This window comes from Pyxidicoccus sp. MSG2 (assembly GCF_026626705.1).
Lineage (GTDB): Bacteria > Myxococcota > Myxococcia > Myxococcales > Myxococcaceae > Myxococcus.
This window is the reverse complement of sequence record NZ_JAPNKC010000001.1, coordinates 10,901,349-10,918,598: the sequence shown is the minus strand read 5'-3', so window position 1 is coordinate 10,918,598 and position 17,250 is coordinate 10,901,349. Positions and strand designations below refer to the sequence as shown.

At 71.6% G+C, this 17,250-nt stretch carries 14 protein-coding genes; 6 read left to right on the top strand and 8 right to left on the bottom strand.

Annotated elements, in window-relative coordinates; all coding sequences use genetic code 11:
• The gene (locus OV427_RS42325; protein WP_267861912.1) at positions 1–222 is read right to left on the bottom strand and encodes a DUF3185 family protein; all 222 of its coding nucleotides are present in this window, start codon (positions 220–222) and stop codon (positions 1–3) included.
• A 235-nt stretch (positions 223–457) separates the two neighbouring features.
• On the opposite strand from OV427_RS42325, the gene OV427_RS42320 reads away from it, so the two are divergent.
• Both OV427_RS42320 and OV427_RS42315 read left to right on the top strand, forming a co-directional pair.
• Positions 458–1,534 (top strand): aquaporin, encoded by a 1,077-nt coding sequence (locus OV427_RS42320; protein ID WP_267861911.1) that lies wholly within the window; start codon positions 458–460, stop codon positions 1,532–1,534.
• Between the two features lie 92 nt (positions 1,535–1,626).
• Positions 1,627–2,859, top strand: coding sequence for an MgtC/SapB family protein (locus OV427_RS42315; protein ID WP_267861910.1), 1,233 nt, complete (start codon positions 1,627–1,629; stop codon positions 2,857–2,859).
• 28 nt (positions 2,860–2,887) lie between these two features.
• Here the strand turns inward: OV427_RS42315 and rnr are convergent, their stop codons facing one another.
• Together rnr and OV427_RS42305 are read right to left on the bottom strand one after the other, a co-directional pair.
• Positions 2,888–6,490 carry a ribonuclease R gene (gene rnr / locus OV427_RS42310; RefSeq protein WP_267861909.1) on the bottom strand — a complete coding sequence of 1,201 codons (3,603 nt, stop codon included), beginning with the start codon at positions 6,488–6,490 and terminating at the stop codon, positions 2,888–2,890.
• Between the two features lie 107 nt (positions 6,491–6,597).
• Positions 6,598–7,998 (bottom strand): protease inhibitor I42 family protein, encoded by a 1,401-nt coding sequence (locus OV427_RS42305; RefSeq protein WP_267861908.1) that lies wholly within the window; start codon positions 7,996–7,998, stop codon positions 6,598–6,600.
• 197 nt (positions 7,999–8,195) lie between these two features.
• Here OV427_RS42305 and glp point away from each other — a divergent pair, with 197 nt between their 5' ends.
• From glp to OV427_RS42290, 3 genes are all read left to right on the top strand, one after another.
• A complete protein-coding gene (gene glp / locus OV427_RS42300; RefSeq protein WP_267861907.1) occupies positions 8,196–9,428 on the top strand; it encodes a gephyrin-like molybdotransferase Glp in 1,233 nt (410 codons plus the stop codon).
• A gap of 119 nt (positions 9,429–9,547) precedes the next feature.
• Positions 9,548–10,222 (top strand): GTP cyclohydrolase II, encoded by a 675-nt coding sequence (ribA, locus tag OV427_RS42295; protein ID WP_267861906.1) that lies wholly within the window; start codon positions 9,548–9,550, stop codon positions 10,220–10,222.
• A gap of 49 nt (positions 10,223–10,271) precedes the next feature.
• On the top strand, positions 10,272–11,105 hold the full coding sequence (locus OV427_RS42290) for an MBL fold metallo-hydrolase (protein WP_267861905.1): 834 nt from the start codon (positions 10,272–10,274) through the stop codon (positions 11,103–11,105).
• Here the strand turns inward: OV427_RS42290 and lipB are convergent.
• From lipB to lipA, 5 genes are all read right to left on the bottom strand, one after another.
• Entirely contained in the window at positions 11,095–12,177 is a 1,083-nt protein-coding gene (gene lipB, locus OV427_RS42285) for a lipoyl(octanoyl) transferase LipB (RefSeq protein ID WP_267861904.1), read from the bottom strand. The two genes, OV427_RS42290 and lipB, sit on opposite strands and share 11 nt — an antisense overlap.
• Entirely contained in the window at positions 12,174–13,772 is a 1,599-nt protein-coding gene (locus OV427_RS42280) for a ClpX C4-type zinc finger protein (RefSeq protein WP_267861903.1), read from the bottom strand. Before OV427_RS42280 ends, lipB begins: the two co-directional genes overlap by 4 nt.
• 11 nt (positions 13,773–13,783) lie before the next feature.
• Positions 13,784–13,963: a hypothetical protein gene (locus OV427_RS42275; RefSeq protein ID WP_267861902.1), complete on the bottom strand. Its 180-nt coding sequence runs from the start codon at positions 13,961–13,963 to the stop codon at positions 13,784–13,786.
• Between the two features lie 10 nt (positions 13,964–13,973).
• On the bottom strand, positions 13,974–15,242 hold the full coding sequence (locus OV427_RS42270; protein WP_267861901.1) for a dihydrolipoamide acetyltransferase family protein: 1,269 nt from the start codon (positions 15,240–15,242) through the stop codon (positions 13,974–13,976).
• Positions 15,243–15,321: 79 nt separating this feature from the next.
• On the bottom strand, positions 15,322–16,251 hold the full coding sequence (lipA, locus tag OV427_RS42265; protein WP_267861900.1) for a lipoyl synthase: 930 nt from the start codon (positions 16,249–16,251) through the stop codon (positions 15,322–15,324).
• Between the two features lie 176 nt (positions 16,252–16,427).
• Here lipA and OV427_RS42260 point away from each other — a divergent pair, with 176 nt between their 5' ends.
• Positions 16,428–17,219 (top strand): DUF72 domain-containing protein, encoded by a 792-nt coding sequence (locus OV427_RS42260; protein ID WP_267861899.1) that lies wholly within the window; start codon positions 16,428–16,430, stop codon positions 17,217–17,219.
• Positions 17,220–17,250: the final 31 nt, after the last annotated feature.

Genomic DNA, 17,250 nt, shown 5'->3' with positions numbered 1-17,250 from the left:
CTACCGCCGACGCCGGCCACCGCCTCCGAAGAGCATCAGCAGGACGCCACCGGCGAGCGCCGCGCCGCCGCCCGCGAGGTACAGCGTGGTGCTCTCGGTATTGCGGCCGGTGAAGGCCTCGGTGACGCGCTCGGAGAGCGAGTCCCTGGCGCGCAGCCCCGTCCACAGCAACACGCCCCCCGCGACGGCGAGCATCACTCCCACGAGCCGGACGACTCCCACGCGCTGCCTCCTTGCGGTTTCCGGGGAGCATAACCCGCGCCCATCCGGACACGGGGCCGCAGCGAGGGTGTTGCCTCCGAGAAGCCACGGGCACCCGGCTCCCCGCCTGCCTTTGACGGGCGCGCGGGTGATGCGTAGGGTGGGTGATCCGCGTGCGGAGGTGGAGCCGGGCTCCCGAGGGCCCGCACGGAACGGCGGAGGACTCACGCTCCGCCTCCTGGTGGAGGGCCATGCGATGACGGCTGCGTCCCAATCCTCCGAGGCACCCGCGACCGGCCGCCTGAGCAGGCCCCGGCGGATGGTGGTCGAGGCGCTCGGCTGCGGACTGCTGGTGGTGGCCCTGGAGGGCGCCCACCACGGCGCCGAGCACCTGGGCGTGAGCGCCACCGACGGGCGCCTCTTCATGTCGCTGGCGGCCGGAGCCGTCCTGGCGTGCCTCACGCTGGTGCTCCAGCCACTCTCCGGGGCGCACTTCAACCCCGCCCTCACCTTCGCCGACGCGCTGGAGGACGGCACGCCCTGGGGCGACGTGCCCCGGTATGTGCTGGCCCAGCTCGGGGGTGGCCTGGTGGGACGTCTCGTCGCGCACGTCATGTGCGGCGAGCCGGTGCTCGTCGCCACGCGGCTGCCCTCGGCCAGCCTGGCGCAGTTCCTCACGGAGCTGGTCTGCACGTTCGGACTGCTGGTGGTGGTCCGGGGCTGTGTGCGGAGCCGTCCGTCCGCCATGCCGCTCGCGGTGGCCGGCTACGTGGCCGCCACCGTGTGGTTCACCGACTCGCGCTCGCTGGCCAATCCGGCGCTCATCCTCGCCCGCGCGGTCAGCACCCGCGTCAGCGCCGTGCATCCCATGGATGTCGAGTCGTTCGTCGCCGCCCAACTGCTCGGCGCCACGCTCGCGGTGTGTCTCTTCCGCTGGCTGCAGGCGCCCACCGCGAAGCCCGCCCGCACCTGGACCCTCATCTTCCAGTGCTCGCAGCCCCGGGTCGCCGAGCTGGCCGCGGCGCTCTTCAACCAGCTCGCGTCCCCCGAGCGCGCGCGGGCCATCGTCGGCACCACGCACGAAGCGCCAGACCCGGCGGGACTGCCGCCCCTCGTGGTGCGGCTCGTGCTTCCGGGTGAGGCGCAGCCGGAGGGCAAGCCGGACGGCGTGTGCTGGAGCCTGCCCGTCCAGGCGAGCGCCACCCCGGACGAAGAGAGACAGCTCCGGGCGGCCCTGAGGGAGCCCATGCAGCGGCTCCTGCGCGAGCGGGGCTGGCGGAGGCTGTACTCCGTCGGGGGCGCGGCCCACGAAGTCTCCCGCGAAACCACCTGAGCCCGAGCGCTCGATTCCTCCTCCTGGGAAGGCAGGTCATTCACTTGGAAGGCATTCCTCCGGCCGTCGCATGGCCTCCGCTGCAGACCCTGATGCGGTTGATGCTCGCCCTGGCGGTGGGGCTGTTCGTGGGACTGGAGCGCGAGTGGCGCGGCAAGGAAGCGGGCCTGCGCACCTTCGGGTTCGCCTCGCTGCTCGGCGGGCTGGGCGGGCTGCTGGGCCCGCCGTTCGCCGTCGCGGCCGTCCTGCTGCTGGGCGTGCTGGTGTGCTTCCTGAACTGGCAGTCCCTGCGCGCGAATCAGGGTGCCGAGCTCACCACGTCCGCTGCGCTGCTGGTGACGGGCTTCACGGGCGTGCTGTGCGGGCTGGGGCATGTGGTGACGCCCGCGGCGGTGGCCGTCACCAGCGCCGGGCTGCTCACGTGGAAGGAGCGGCTCGCGGGCTTCAGCCATCAGCTGACGGCCGAGGAGCTGCGCTCCGCCATCCTGCTGGCCATCCTCGCGTTCGCCATCTACCCGGTGCTGCCGGCGTCGCCGGTGGACCCATGGGGCCTCATCGCGCCCCGGGCCGCGTGGGTGACGGTCATCCTCATCGCGGCGATGGGCTTCGTGAACTACCTGCTGCTCAAGCTCTTCGGCACCCGCGGCGTGGAAGTCACGGGCTTCCTGGGCGGGCTCGTCAACAGCACCGTCACCGTGACGGAGCTGTCCAACCGCGTGCGTGAGACGGAAGGCCGGCTGCAGGACGTGGCCTATCGCGGGGTGATGCTGGCCACCGCGGCGATGGCGCTGCGCAACGCGGTGCTGCTCGGGTTGCTGTCGTACCGGGCCCTGGTGAACTCGGCCGTGCCGCTCGCGCTCATCCTCCTGTCGAGCATCGGGCTGGCGCTGGTGCGCACGCGGCGGCCAGAGGCGCCGGAGGCCGCCGCGCCGTCCCTGCCGCTGCAGAGCCCGTTCTCGCTCCAGTCAGCGCTCAAGTTCGGCGCCTTCCTCCTGCTCTTCCAGGTGGTGGGCACGGCGGGGCAGAGCCTGCTGGGGCATGCCGGCTTCTACGCGGTGAGCGCGGTGGGAGGCCTGGTGTCCAGCGCCTCGGCGGTGGCTTCCGCGGCCTCGCTGTGTGCCCACGGACTGCTGACGCCGACCATCGCCGGGGTGGGCGCCATCATCGCTTCGCTCGCGAGCGCCGCCGTCAACTTCGTGCTCGTGGCCCGCGTGTCCGGACAGCGCCCGCTGACGCTGCGGCTGGGCTGGGCGCTGGGGATGGTGGTGGTGCTGGGGCTCGTCGGGGCCTTCGTCCAGACGCGGCTCACCGGCTTCATCCACTGACGACGGATGGATGAAGCCGGCGGTGTGCTCAGCGCCGCTTGCGCCCCGGTGACTTCTTCGCGGCGGCACGAGGCTTCGCGCCCTTCGCGGCGCGGGCCTTCGGTGGCTTCGCGGCCTTCGCGCCGGGCGCCTTCTTCGCCGCCGCCTTCTTCTTCGAGGCCTTCGCCGGGGCTTTCCTGGCGGGCCTGGCGGCGGCCTTCTTCTTCGGAGCCGCGCGCTTCTTCGTCGTCGCCGCCTTCCTGGCCGGGGCCTTCCGCTTCGGGCCCCGGGGCGCGGCCGCCTCGGGCTCCTCGCGGCGGGTGGGGCCCGCCTCGGGGGCGGCGCTCACCTGCTCGGGCACCGCGGGCTCACGCTCGGGCACCGCGGGCTCGACGGGCGCGGACGGCCTCGCCTCGGCCACGGGCCTCTCCGAAACACCCGGGCCCTCACCGGGCATGACGGCGCTCGTCTCGACAGCCTCGGGCCGCGCCTCGGCGGCTTCCATGATGGGCACCTGCGCTTCGGGCCTGGGCCGGGGCGCGGGGAACCGGGGCGCGGGGCCGGCCTGTTGCCGCTCCCGTCCCTGCTTGTTCTGCCCATGCTTGGGGTGGGCCGCCGCGTGTGCCTCTCCCCTGCCGCCCTTGCGCTGCGACGCCAGCGCACGGAGGCGGTCGAAGCCCGGGTGCGGCGACCGCGAGGCCTCATCTCCAGCGGACTCCGCGGGAGCCTCCCACGGCTGCGGGGTGGGAAGGCGCGGCTCCTCGGGAGCCACCGGTCCACCGCCGGCCTCGGGCCCTCGGAACGTCTGCGGAAGCGCCTCGGCCTCCGTCGCGGGGAGCGCGGGGACCTCCGGCCGCACGAACATCCTCCGCTTCGGCCCCTGCGTCGGACCCGATGCGGCGGCGGTCTCTTGCGTCTCCGGGGTCTGCCAGGTGCGCTGGAACCTGGACCCGGCGCGCTGCGGCGCTGCTTCCTCGCGTCGACCCTCGCGCGAGAACCGACCACGCGGGCCACCTTGGGCCGCCTCCTCCCGCTGTCCCTCTCGCGGCCCCTGGGTGGTGGCCTCTCGTTCCCGGCGGCCAGGACGTCCGGCCCGCTCGCGGCCATGGCCTCGCGGGGCCTCCGCCTGCCACTCGCGGCGGCGGTGCGGGGCTCCTCCCTCGGCGCGAGACAGCATCGCCTCGCCCTCGAACTGGAGCGCCTCGAAGTCCATCTTCCGCGCCGTCACATTCACCGACGACAGGCGCACGCGCAGCTTCTGTCCCACGCGCACGCGGCGCCCGCCGGCATACACCAGCGCGTGTGTCTGCTTGTCCAGCTTCGCGCCCGGGCCCAGCGTCTCCGCCTTCACGAGCCCTTCGACGTGCGCCTCGTCCAGCTCGACGAAGAAGCCGAAGTCGGTAATCGCGGCCACCGTCGCGGCGAACTCCTCCCCCACGCGGTCCTTCATCAGCAGGCACGCGTAGAAGGACACCACCTCGCGCTCCACCTGCATGGCCGCGCGCTCGCGCTCGGAGCACTGCATGGCCATGTCCTCGAGCTGGCCCTCCTCGCGCTCCAGCATCGCCTCCGAGGGCTTCCGTCCCTGCCGCGCCCAGTGCGCCTTCAGCAGCCGGTGCACCAGCAGGTCCGGGTAGCGACGGATGGGCGAGGTGAAGTGCAGGTAGTGCTCCGCCGCCAGGCCGTAGTGCCCCACCTTCGACGCCGTGTAGACAGCCTGCATCATGGAGCGCAGCAAGAGCTGGTTCAGCGCCCGCTGCTCCGGGTGGCCCGCCAGCTGGCTGATGAACGCATCCAGCTCCTTCGAGTCCACCCCGTCTTCCTCGAAGCGCATCTTGAAGCCATACGCCGCCGCCAGCGCGGCGAACGTCGCCAGCTTCTCCGGGTCCGGCTCGCCGTGGAACCGGTACACCGTGGGCAGGCCCTCGTCCTGGAAGAACTTCGCCACCGCCTCGTTGGCGGCGAGCATGCACTCTTCAATCAGCCGGTGACTGTCCCTGCGCTCGCGCTTGTCCATGCGCAGCGGCAGGCCATCCTTGCCGAGCACCACCTTGTGCTCGGGCAGGTCGAAGTCGATGGCCCCGCGCTCCTTGCGCATCTTCATCAGCGCGCGAGCCAACGCCATCAACTGCTCGAACTGCGGCTTGAAGGCATTGCGGTGCGGTACGTCCTTGCCGTCCAGGACGTCCTGCACCTCGTTGTACGTGCACCGCGCGGCGCTGCGCATCACCGCCGGGTACAGCTCGTACGAGCGGCGCTGGCCCTGGCGGTCGAACGTCATCTCCGCCACCATGCACAGCCGGTCCTCGTCCGGCTTCAGGGAGCAGATGCCGTTGCTCAGCCGCTCCGGAAGCATGGGCAGCACGCGGTCCGGCAGGTACACGGACGTGGCGCGCCGCAGCGCCTCCACGTCGAGCCCGGTGCCCCGACGCACGTAATGGGACACATCGGCGATGGCCACCACCAGCCGCCACCCGTCGCCGTGCGGCTCGGTGTACACGGCGTCGTCGAAGTCGCGCGCGTCCTCACCGTCGATGGTGATGAGCGCCATGGAGCGCAGGTCCTTCCGGTCCTCGCCTCGCGCCTCCTCCTCGGTCACCGTCACCGAGTAGCGGTCCGCCTCGTCCATCGCCTCGGGAGGGAATTCGTCGGAGAAGCCCTGCGAGAAGGCAGTGCCCAGCACCTCGGCGCTCGGCTCTCCGGGCTTGCCGAGCGAGCCGGCCACCTCGCCGAAGAGCCCCCGGTCCGGATCCAGCAGGTCGGCGCCCACGCCGAGCCGCACCTTCACCAGGTCACCCTCCTGCGCCATCTGGGTGAGGGGGACGGTGATGGACCCGGACAGGCTCGCGTCCGTGGGATACACCACCCCGTACCGGCCCTGCGCCATGTACGTGCCCACCGCCATCTCGCGGCGGCGGTCCACCACGCGCACCAGCCGGCCCTCGTAGCGTCCGGGGCGGCCCGACACCTCCACCACCACCCGGTCATTGTCGAGCGCCCGCTGTGCCTCGCCCGGCGGCAGGAAGATGTTCTCTCCCTCGCCCGTCACCGGGTGCACGAAGCCATAGCCGTCACGGTGGACGTGGAGGATGCCCTCCACCGGGGGCAGGTCTCCGCCCTCGAAGCCGCCCCGGCGCCCGCGCGGGCCGAAGCGCTCCGCGCCGCCACCCCGGTTGAAGCCGCCGCCTCGTGAGGACTCCTGGCCGGAGAAGCCCCTGCGCTCGCGGCCACGGCCGTCGCGCTGTCCTCCCTGGCGCCCGGCGTCCCGGCCCGGCCGCTCCGGGTCCCGACCCCGGAAGCCCGGGCTCTCGGCGCCCCGGCCGGCGACGTGCCCACGGCCCTGGGGACCGCGGAACGTGCCGGGCTGGCGCCCATCCTGCCGGGCGGCCCCAGCGGCCTTGGGGCGCCAGGGGCTGGCCGGACGGGCCACTTCGGCCACCTCCTCACGGCGCGCGGGGGCAGGGGCTTCCATGGGCAGGAAGCGCTTGCCCTCCTTGGTCACGGCCCCGTTGCGGACGAGCTCTCGCAGCGCGCGCTTGAGCTCGGTCTGCTGCCCGGGGTGCAGGCCGGCGAGCCGCAGGAGCTCCTTGATGCCCAGCGGGTGGTCGGCGTCTGCGAGGATCTGCTTGAGTTGGTCTGGAGAGAGGCTCACGGTGGGGTCGCGGCTCGGCCGCTACGGGAACGGGTAAGCCCGGAGTGCCCGGACGGGAACCCCCCAGCGGCCGGCCGCCTCCCGGAACCTGCTCCGGGCGACGCCCCTCAGGGCTTGACCGTGACGTTGATCTTGAAGGAGCGGTCCACCAGGCCGGGGGTCAGCGCCTTGGCCAGGAAGAACTCCACCTCGAAGGTGCCCGGGTTGCGGGGGGTGAAGAAGAACTCGCGGGTGGCCGGTCCGCCACCGGGGCCGGGCTCGAAGTTCGCCTCGCGCAGGCCCACGCGCTTGGCCACCGTGGGTTCAATCGCCCACGTGAAGCCGGGCTGCTCCGGCAGCCGCACGGTGAGGCCGTGGTTGAGCTTCACGTCCACGGACGTGGGCACCTCGCCCTCGATGTGGACCAGCTCCATCTCGTCGCGAGACACGGCGCGGGCCTCGGAGGGACGCGGCTCCACGTTCTCCGCGGTGATGCGCCCGCCCCAGCCCGACGTCTTGTCCACGACGCCCTGGATCTGCAGCGTGTGGCCCACGTGCTTGCGCAGCAGCTTGCTGGCGGCCTTGCCCTCGATGATGAAGGAGACCTGCTGGCGGGTGCCGCCGTTGGACACCACGATGACGAAGTCCTCGCCCGTCATCTCGAGGTTGCCACGGATGGTGGCGAAGCCCTTGACGCCCGCGCCCATGCCGGCCGCCGTCACCATGGAGACCTCGCCGGGCGACAGGTAGCGCAGCCGCGGCTCCGTCTCCGCGGGGGCCACCTCCACCACCTCGGCCTCCGGCTTCTTCGCCGAGTACTTGCGCACGTCCACGACGCCGCTGTGGTTGGTCGTCTTGCGGATCATCCCGCTGACGGAGACCTTGTGGTCCACGTAGGCCGGGAAGACCTCCTGATCAGGCCCCTGGAGGAGGAAGGTCAGCTCGCGCTTGTCGCGCCCCACCACCACGAGGTGCGGCATGTCGTTCACGAGGGCGAGGCGGCCCTTGAGGCTGCCCTCCCCCATGACGCCACGGCCCTCGCCGGCGGTGAGCAGTTGCTCCATCTCACGCTTGGTGAGCGGCTCGCCCGGGGGCGGCAGCTTCGTGGCGCGAGGGCGCGGACGGTCCGCGGCCGGGATGGAAGGCCCGGCTCCACTGGAGCCACCCGCCTTCGAGCCCGCCTTGCCACCCGCGGCCTTCGCCGGGGGCGCACCCTTGGCGGGAGCAGCCGCAGCCGTCTTGGCAGGAGGCGCCGCCTTCTTGGCGGTCGCGGCCTTCGCGGCCGGGGCCTTCGCCGCTGGAGTCTTCTCCTCGGGGACCTTCTCCGGCGCGGCCTTCTTCGCCGCGCCCTTGGCACCCTTGGCCACGTCCGTCGCCACCTTCACCAATTTCGTCGCCGCCTTTGCCACCCGTTTTGAGGCGTTCTTGATCAGATCCAGCCGGGCGGTGTTGTCCTTCTTCGCAGCGGGCTTTGCGCCAGCCTTGCCAGCGGGAGTCGTCTTCTTGGCCCCGGACTTGGGCTTGGCCATCGACGCAGTCTCCTTGAGAGTTCCCGTGTCCTTTCAACGGGTTGGCGGGCCGCCCCAGGGGGGCAGGCAAGCCTCGCGATCACGATTGCTTGTAATGGTGATCAGCTGGGCTGTCAAACTAACACTTGATTTTCTCACGGACTTTGTCCGAGTTGGAGGGCCAAGCCACGTGCCCCGCACATGGCTATAAGCCGGGCATGAACGACGCCGCCACATTGCTGCCAGTCGAGGAGGCCCGAGCCCAGATCCTGGCCCTGGCGCCCTCGCTGCCCGCGGAGTGGGTGCCGCTGGAAGACGCCCTGGGCCGCACCCTGGCCGACGACGTGACGGCGCAGCGCACCCTGCCCCCCTGGGACAACTCGGCCATGGACGGCTACGCGGTGCGCAGCGCGGACCTGGCGGGGGCGCTGCCTGTGCGGCTCGTGGTGGGAGAGACGGTCTACGCCGGGGCCACGCCCAAGCGGGAGGTCATGCCCGGGACGTGCGCGCGAATCATGACGGGCGCTCCCCTGCCCGCCGGCGCCGACGCGGTGGTGATGCGCGAGCGCACCCGCCCGGTGCCGGACGGGGGCGCTGATCAGGTGGACATCCTGGAGGCGGCGGGGCCCGGCAACTTCGTCCGCCCACGCGGCGAGGACGCGCGGGAGGGCCAGGTGCTGCTGTCCCGGGGCACGCCGCTGGGCATCCCCGAGCTGGGGCTGCTGTGGGCGCAGGGCCAGCTGTGCGCGCCGGTGCCTCGCGCGCCCCGGGTGGCCATCCTCTCCACCGGCGACGAGCTTTGCCGCGCCGACGAGACGCCGCAGGGGCGCATCGTGGACACCAACGCCCCGTCGCTCGCGCTGGCGGTGCGGCGCGCGGGCGGGGTGCCGGTGCTGCTGGGCATCGCCCGGGACACGCGCGACTCGGTGGAGGCAGCCCTGTCCCGGGTGGACGGCTTCGACGTGGTGCTCACCAGCGCGGGCGTGTCCGTGGGCGAGCACGACTACGTGAAGGAGGTGCTGGCCGCCCTGGGCGTGGAGCAGCACTTCTGGCGCGTGGCCATCAAGCCCGGCAAGCCGCTGGTGGTGGGCCGGCGTGGCGGCACCCTCTTCTTCGGGCTGCCCGGCAACCCCACCTCGTCCCTGGTGACGTTCGAGCTGTTCGTCCGCCCCGCCCTGCGCCGGCTGCTCGGGCACGCCGACGTGGAGCCCGGGCGGACCTCCGGCCGCCTGGACGGCAGCCTGTCCAAGGCCGCCGGGCTGGCCCACTTCGTCCGAGTCACGGCCGCCTGGAGGGAGGGCGGGCTGTGGGCCCGTCCCCTGGCCACCCAGACCTCGGGTGTTCTGCGGTCGGCGGCAGCGGCCACCCACCTGCTGCACTTTCCCCTGGAGGCCAAAAGCCTGGCTCATGGAGACCCCGTGGATTTGCTTCCGCTCTCTTGGGTGGCCTGAGTAACGCACGACCGTCCGCTGCATCTAATTGGCCGACGGCGTAAAAAAGCTTTGAGGCTGCCTTGACTTGCGACTGTAGGGACCTCAAACAGGACCCCTGCACCCGGAGACGATTCGACATGTCGGATACTCGCTCACCCCAGGTCCTTCCGACCCGAAAGCACACGCAGCACCTCGAGCGGTTCGCGGAGGCGGATGTCCCCACCGAGCGCGGCACGCTGCGGACCATCGTCTTCCGCGACAAGCGCAACGGCCGCGAGCACGTGGCCCTCGTGGTGGGCGACGTGAAGGGCATGGAGGGGGTGCCGGTGCGCATCCATTCCGAGTGCCTGACGAGCGAGGTCTTCGGCAGCCTGAAGTGCGACTGCCGGCAGCAGCTGGACCGGGCGCTGGACTTCATCACCCAGGGGGGCCTGGGGGTCGTCCTGTACCTCCGCCAGGAGGGCCGGGGAATCGGCCTGGGGAACAAGATCAAGGCGTACGCCCTGCAGGCCAAGGGCCTGGATACCTACGAGGCCAACAGGCAGCTGGGCTTCGCGGATGATCTGCGCACGTACGACATCGCGGCGGAGATGGTGCGCAGCCTGGACGTCCGCTCGGTTGATCTGATCACCAACAACCCGCTCAAGATTGCCGGCATGGTCGAAGAAGGTGTCCCCGTCCGGCGTCGAATCCCTTCCCGGACCGAGCACAATCCGCATAACGTCGACTATTTGAGGACGAAGCGTGAGCGTACGGGGCACCTGATTGAGCTCTTCGCCGAGGACGACGACACGGAAGCCAAAGCCGGCTGAGAAGCCGCCCGCGCGGCGGCGCAATGCCGTTGCGCGCAAGCCGTCTCGCGTGCCCTTCGAGGTGCGGTTCTGGGGCGTGCGTGGCTCCATCCCCGCGCCCGGCCCGCAGACGAAGCGCTATGGCGGCAACACGCCGTGCGTGGAGATCCGCTGCGGGGACGAGCTGCTCATCTTCGACCTGGGCTCGGGAGCGCGGGCGCTGGGTGACGCGCTGCTGGCCGAGGCGAAGCCGGTGCGCGGATCCATCTTCATCTCGCACTACCACTACGACCACCTGCAGGGGCTGCCCTTCTTCGGCCCCATCTTCGTGCCGAGCAACGCCTTCACGCTGTATGGCTCGCCCCGCAACGGGCAGACGGTGAAGCAGATTCTCGGCGGGCAGATGGTGCAGCCCTACTTCCCGGTGACGGCGGAGGGCGTGTTCCGCGCGCAGCTGACCTATCGCGATTTGTCCCCGACGGAGACCCTGGAGGTCGGCCCGGCGAAGGTGAGCATGCTGGAGCTGAACCACCCGGGCGGCAACCTGGGCTACCGGGTGGACTGCGAGGGCCGCTCGGTGGTGTACGCCACCGACGTGGAGCACAGCAGCACGATGGATCCGGGCCTGTTCGAGTTCGCGCGCGGGGCGGACCTGCTGATCTACGACTCCATGTACACGGAAGACGAGTACCAGGGCCGCAAGGGGCCGGCTCGCACGGGCTGGGGCCACTCCACGTGGCAGGCGGCGGTGCGCGCGGCGGACGCGGCCGACGTGAAGACGCTGGTGCTCTTCCACCATGACCCGGGGCGCGACGACGCGAGCATGGACAAGCTGCTGCGTCAGGTGCGCAAGCACCGCCCCGAGGCGATTGCCGCCAAGGAGTCGATGGTCATCAAGCTGTAGTCGCCACGGCGCGCTGCACCGTCTCGCGCAGGCCCCGGAAGGGCAGCCGCTCCAGGGCCGTGGGCACGTCCAACCATTCGTAGGCGTCATGCTCCGGACCCAGGCGCACCTCGGCGTCCGGGGCGCAGTGGACGGCGAAGCCGTTCTCCTCCACGAGTCTGGGCGGGAGTGTCTCCCCCAGGGCGAAGGCGTGGCGGTAGTCCAGGTCCACCGGCGTCAGGCGCAGCCCTGTCTCCTCTTCCAACTCGCGGGCCGCGGCCTGCGCGGGGGACTCGCCGGGCTCCAGGCGGCCGGTGAGGACCTGCCAGAAACCGCCGCGCTCCGGCTTGCGGCGCACGAGCAGCACCCGGGCCTCCGGGCCGTGGCCGCGCACCACCGCGATGCTGACCGTCCGCATGGGCGGCGGCGCATCCACGCGCTCACTGTCGAAGACGGCACAGAAGCTGTCGGCGATGGCGTCCTCCACCTCGGCCATGGGAACGGGGTGGCCCAGCTCGCGCTGCATGGAGGTGACGCCGGCCTCGCGGATGCCGCAGGGGACGATGAGCTGGAAGTGCTCCAGGCGCGTATTCACGTTGAGCGCGAAGCCGTGCGTGGTGAGCCAGCGCGACAGGTGCACGCCGATGGCGGCGACCTTGCGCGCGTCCGGTGAGCCCTCCTCGCCAATCCAGACACCGGGCCACTTGGGGATGGGGCCCGCGGTGATGCCCCAGCGGGCGAGCACCTGCATGACGGAGCGCTCCACGTCGCGCACGTAGCGGCGCACGTCATGGCGCTCGGGCGGGAGCAGGAAGATGGGGTAGCCCACGAGCTGCCCGGGCCCGTGGTAGGTGACGTCGCCGCCGCGGTTGGTCTCGAAGACCTCCGCGCCCTCGGCGGCGAGACGCTCGTCGCTGGCGACGATGTTCTCCCGCTTCGCGGCGCGGCCCAGGGTGAGGACGGGCGGGTGCTCCAGCAACAGCAGCACGTCGCCGGAGAGCCCCTGCCGCCGGGACTCGCCGAAGAGGCGCATCAGGTTCAGGCCGTCCTCGTACTCCACGCGGCCGAGCCGGTAGACGGTGATGGCGTTCACGGGCTCCCCTTCCGCCGGCCCTTGCGCGGAGCGGTCGGCTTCGCCGCGGTGTCCAGGCCCCACGTCCCCGCGGGCACCCGGTTGAGGAGCGCGTGCAGCTCGTGCCCGGCGCGCGGCGAGCGCACGGCCTCGGCGGCGAAGGCGGCGAGCACGTCCTCGGTGAGGGAGACCGCCGGCTCGCGCAAGGCCAGCCGCCTCCGGGCAATCTCCACGAATTCGGCCTGCGTGGGCGCGTGCAGGGGCAGCAGGACCTGCACATGCTCCAGGAGGCTCACGGGGACGGTGGAGCCTCGCACGGCCTGAGCGAGCGCGGCCGTGGTGGGCACCGGCAGCGCGCCTGAGTCATTGCGAAGCACGGGGCCTCGCGCGTCCGGACAGAGGCCTCGCGTGCTCAGCACCACCGTGTGCCGTGGGTGGCGGGAGAGGAACGCGGCGAGGCTCGCGTGCGCCGCGGCGTCCATGCGGTCCACGTCCTCGATGAGGAGGGGCTGCGACGTGGGGGCCTGCTCCAGCGCGGAGAGGGAGGCGGGCACGCCGCGCTCCTGCCGCTGGAGTTGCTGGAACCAGACGCTCTTGCCGCAGCCCTCGGGGCCGACGGCGAGCAGGCAGCGCGCGCCCGTTTGCAGCGCACGCTCCAGCAGGGCCTGGGCCTCGGCCTGCCCCACCAGCGCCATGAAGGCACCTTGCGTCTCCACGGGGCGCTGGCGCGCGGGAAGCGGCACGGGCGTGACGTCCGCGAGCAGGGACACGGATTCCGACAGACAACCCGCGCAGATGAACGAACCCGTGGGGCCGGCGACCAGGTCTCCGACCTCGGATCGGGGACGGCAGCAGAAGGAGCACCATGCATCCAGCGCCGCGTCCGCGCGCGTCGGCCCCCGCTCGATGAGCCGCTTCTCACGCCTGCGCCGGGGAGCGGAATCCGCGCTCTCCGCTTCCGACTCCGGGGCCGAGCGGGGCTCCGTGGAGGCGGCGTCCTGGACGGAAAGCCCCCGGGGTCCTCCGCCGCCAGGCTCCGTGCCACGCGCCTCCACGACGTCGGCAGACATCGCCGCACGCACGGTCTCCACTGGCAAGGCCCCTGCCCCACCCGCGCGCGCCACCTCGGCGGCGTCTACCGAAGCGGCCACCCGCGCGAGCTGTGCCTCCAACCGCTGAAGGTCCTCCGCGGGCTCGGTCTCGATGACCCATGCCTTGCCATCACGAGGCGCATCCTCGTCGTCGCCCGCGTGCATGCCGGCCTCGCGCAGGGCGTCCTCGATGAGCCGCTGCCTCCGGACCAGCTCCGGCAGGGGCTCCTCGCCGAGGGAACGGTCCAGTTCCGCCGCCAGCCGCGCGTCCTCGTCATCCCCGGACCGGGGGCGTGCGAGCAGCGTCTCCGGCATCCACTCCAGCCGGTTCACCGCTTCCGCGATGTCCACCCGGCTGCCGTCCAGCTTGCGCGCGTGACGCAGGAGCTGCAGCGCCCGGGGTGCATTGCCAGCCTTCTGGTACAGCTCCGCTGCCCGCGTGAGGCAGTCCACGGCGCGTTCCACGTCCCCTTGCAGCTCGGCGGACTGCGCGGCACGGATGAGGTCGCGAGGATTGTCGGCCATACGCAGTGAGCCTAATCGTCTCCGGGTGCCACCGCGCGGTCTCCCGGAATGGCCCGCAGCTCCGAGCGCTGCCCGGCCCGGTGACAGGCCAGCCGGGCATACACACCTTCGAACAGCGACGCCGCTTCGCGAAGCGCGGCGGTCGCCTCGTCCGACGGCGCGCCCGCTCCCGTGGAGAGCGGGGCCGTCATGGCGCCTGGCTCACGCCATGGCCAGGAACAGCAGGTCCGGCTTCTCCAGATACTTGATGACCTCGTACACGAAGTCCGCCGCCACCGAGCCGTCGATGACGCGGTGGTCGCACGACAGCGACAGGTTCATCATGTCGCGCACGACCACCTGGCCGTCCTTCACCGCCGGGCGCTGCTTCAGCTTGTGCACGCCCATGATGCCCACCTCGGGGTGGTTGATGATGGGCGTGGCGAACAGGCCGCCGCTCTGGCCGAGCGACGTAATCGTGAAGGTGCCGCCCGTCAGCTCCTCCAGCTTCAACTTCCGCTCGCGCGCGGCGACGCCCAGGCGGGCCGTCTCCTGTGCCAACTCGGCAAGCGTCAGCCGGTCCGCGTCCTTCACCACCGCCACGGTGAGGCCGTCCGGCGTCGCCACCGCCATGCCGATGTTGTACTCGCCGCGCACCACCAGCTCCTGCGTGGTCTCGTCGAAGTTGGCGTTGAGGTGCGGGAACTTCTTCAGCGCGGCGATGGTCGCCTTGATGATGAACGGCAGGTAGTTGAGCTTGGTGTTGTCACCCGCCGCCGCCAGCTGCTTGTTGAGCCGCGCGCGCAGGGCCACCAGGTCCGTGGCGTCCACCTCTTCCACGAAAGCGAAGTGCGGCATCGTGAACTTCGAGCGCACCATCTTCTCGGCGATCTTCTTGCGCAGGCCGCGCAGGGGAACGCGCTCGTCCGCGCGACCGGCCGACACCGGCGGCGCGGCGGGACGCGCCTGCTGGGCAGCGGGCGCCACCACGTTCTTCTGACCGCCACCCTCCAGCGCCGCCTTGACGTCCGCCTTCGTCACGCGGCCCTGAGGCCCCGAGCCGGCGATGGTCGCCAGGTCCAGGCCGTGCTCGCGCGCCATTCGCCGCGTCACGGGCGTGGCCAACACCTTCGTGGCCGGAGCCGCCGCAGCGGCCGCGGCGACGGGAGCCGTCGCGCCCGCCGAAGCAGTGGGAGCCGCCGGAGCCGGAGCCGCCGCACCGTGGCCCGCCGCCTGCGCCGGCGCCGCGCCCTCGATCTCCATGGTGACGAGGGGCTGGTGCACCTTCGCGATGTCCCCTTCCTTGCCGTGCGTCTTCACGACGCGGCCCGCCTTGGGGCTGGGGACGGTGACGGTGGCCTTGTCCGTCATGACCTCGGCGAGCACCTGGTCTTCCTTGACGGGGTCGCCTTCCTTCACGTGCCACTTCACCAGCTCGCCTTCCATCACGCCTTCACCGAGGTCGGGGAGCTTGAATTCGAAGATCGCCATGGGGTCGTCTTTCCGAGAGGAACAGGGTGTGCGTCAAGCCACGAATCGAAAGGTCTCGCCCATGGTGGCCATGCCCGGCTCAGCCGAGGCGCTCGAGACGCTCGCGCTCCATCAGGCCCTTCATGAAGAACTCGGCCGCGCGGTAGCTGCTGCGCACGAGCGGGCCCGAGGCCACGTAGAGGAAGCCGTACGACTCAGCCAGCGACTTGTACGCCTCGAACTGCGCGGGCGTGACGAAGCGCTCCACGCGCAGGTGGTACTGCGACGGCTGGAGGTACTGGCCCAGCGTCAGCACGTCCACGCCCACGCCGCGCAAATCCTTGAACGTCTGCTCCAGCTCCGCGTCCGTCTCGCCCAGGCCCACCATGACGGACGTCTTGGTGTAGAGGCCCTCGGGGCGGTTCTTCAGGTACTCCAGCACGCGCAGCGACTGGCGGTAGGTGGCGCGGCGATCTCGCACGGTGGGGGTGAGCCGCTCCACCGTCTCCACGTTGTGCGCGACGACGTGCGGCTTCGCCTCGGCCACCGTGGTCAGGTCCTTCTCCACGCCCTTGAAGTCGGGGATGAGCACCTCGACGATGGTCTTCGGGCTCTCCTTGCGCAGCTCGCGGATGGCGGACGCGAAGTGGCTGGCGCCACCGTCCGGCCGGTCGTCACGGTTCACCGACGTGACGACGATGTACTCGAGGTTCATCTCCTTCACCGCCTGGGCCAGATGGATGGGCTCCATCGGGTCCAGCGGCGGGGGCGCGCCCACCTTCACGTGGCAGAAGCGGCAGGCGCGCGTGCAGACCTCGCCCATCAGCATGACGGTGGCCGTGCCACCGCCCCAGCACTCGGCGATGTTCGGGCAGCGGGCCTCCTCGCACACGGTGGCCAGCTTCGTCCGCTTCACAATCGCTTTGACCCGCTCGTAGCCCTCGCCGTGCGGCAGACGCACCTTGAGCCACTCCGGCTTGCGGGTGGTCTCAGTCACCTGGGGGAGAGGGAACCGGTCGGGAGTCGCCATGGATCGCGCGCCTTCTATGGGTTGGACGAAAGACGTTCAAGCGGGAAGCCTCTAACGCGAGGCGTCAGCCCCCGCCAGCAGCTTCCCTGTTGTCGTCTCCCTACTAATGCCCTGACGCCGGGCAAGCAGCCCGAGCGGGAGAAGCACCGCCACGCCCGGATGCCCAGGCTGTGGGCATGGCCGTCATCCACCTGGGCACCAGCGGGTACGTCTACACGCACTGGAAGGGACTGCTCTACCCCGCCGGCCTGCCGACCCGCCGGTGGCTCCCCCGGTATGCCCAGGTCTTCACCACCGTGGAGCTCAACGCGACCTTCTACCGCCTGCCCACCGCGCAGGCCGTGGACGGCTGGCGCGACGCGGTGCCGGCGGGCTTCCGCTTCGCCTGCAAGGGCAGCCGCTTCCTCACGCACATGAAGCGCCTGGCCGACGTGGGCGAGGGCCTGGAGCGCTACTACACGCCGGTGCTCCGCCTGGGCCGGAAACTCGGCCCCGTCCTCTGGCAGCTCCCGCCGCACATGACGAAGCCCGCCCCGGAGCGTCTGGCCCGCTTCCTGGCCGCGCAGCCCCCGGGCGTCCAGCAGGTGGTCGAGTTCCGCCACCCCGCCTGGTACCACCCGGAGGTTCTGGACGTGCTCCGCCGGCACAAGGCCGCGCTGTGCGAGCACGACCTCGTCCAGGCCCCCCTGCCCGCCCCGAGGCCCACCGCGGCCTTCCGCTACCTCCGCTTCCACGGCGCGGGCAGCCGCCATGCCAGGCGCTACGGGCGCGAGGCCCTGCGGCCCGTGGCCAGGGACTTGAGTGCCTGGCGGGCGCGCGGCCACACGGCGTGGGTCTACTTCAACAACGATTTGCACGGGCACGCGCTGCTGGACGCGTTCGACCTGGCGGAGTTGCTGGAGGTGCCGGTGCACGTGCCCCCGGAAATGGACAGGCCGCCCGCGGGCATGGAGCCCGGGACGGCCTGAGTGATTCACGGGCGTGAGCCCTTTGAGTTAC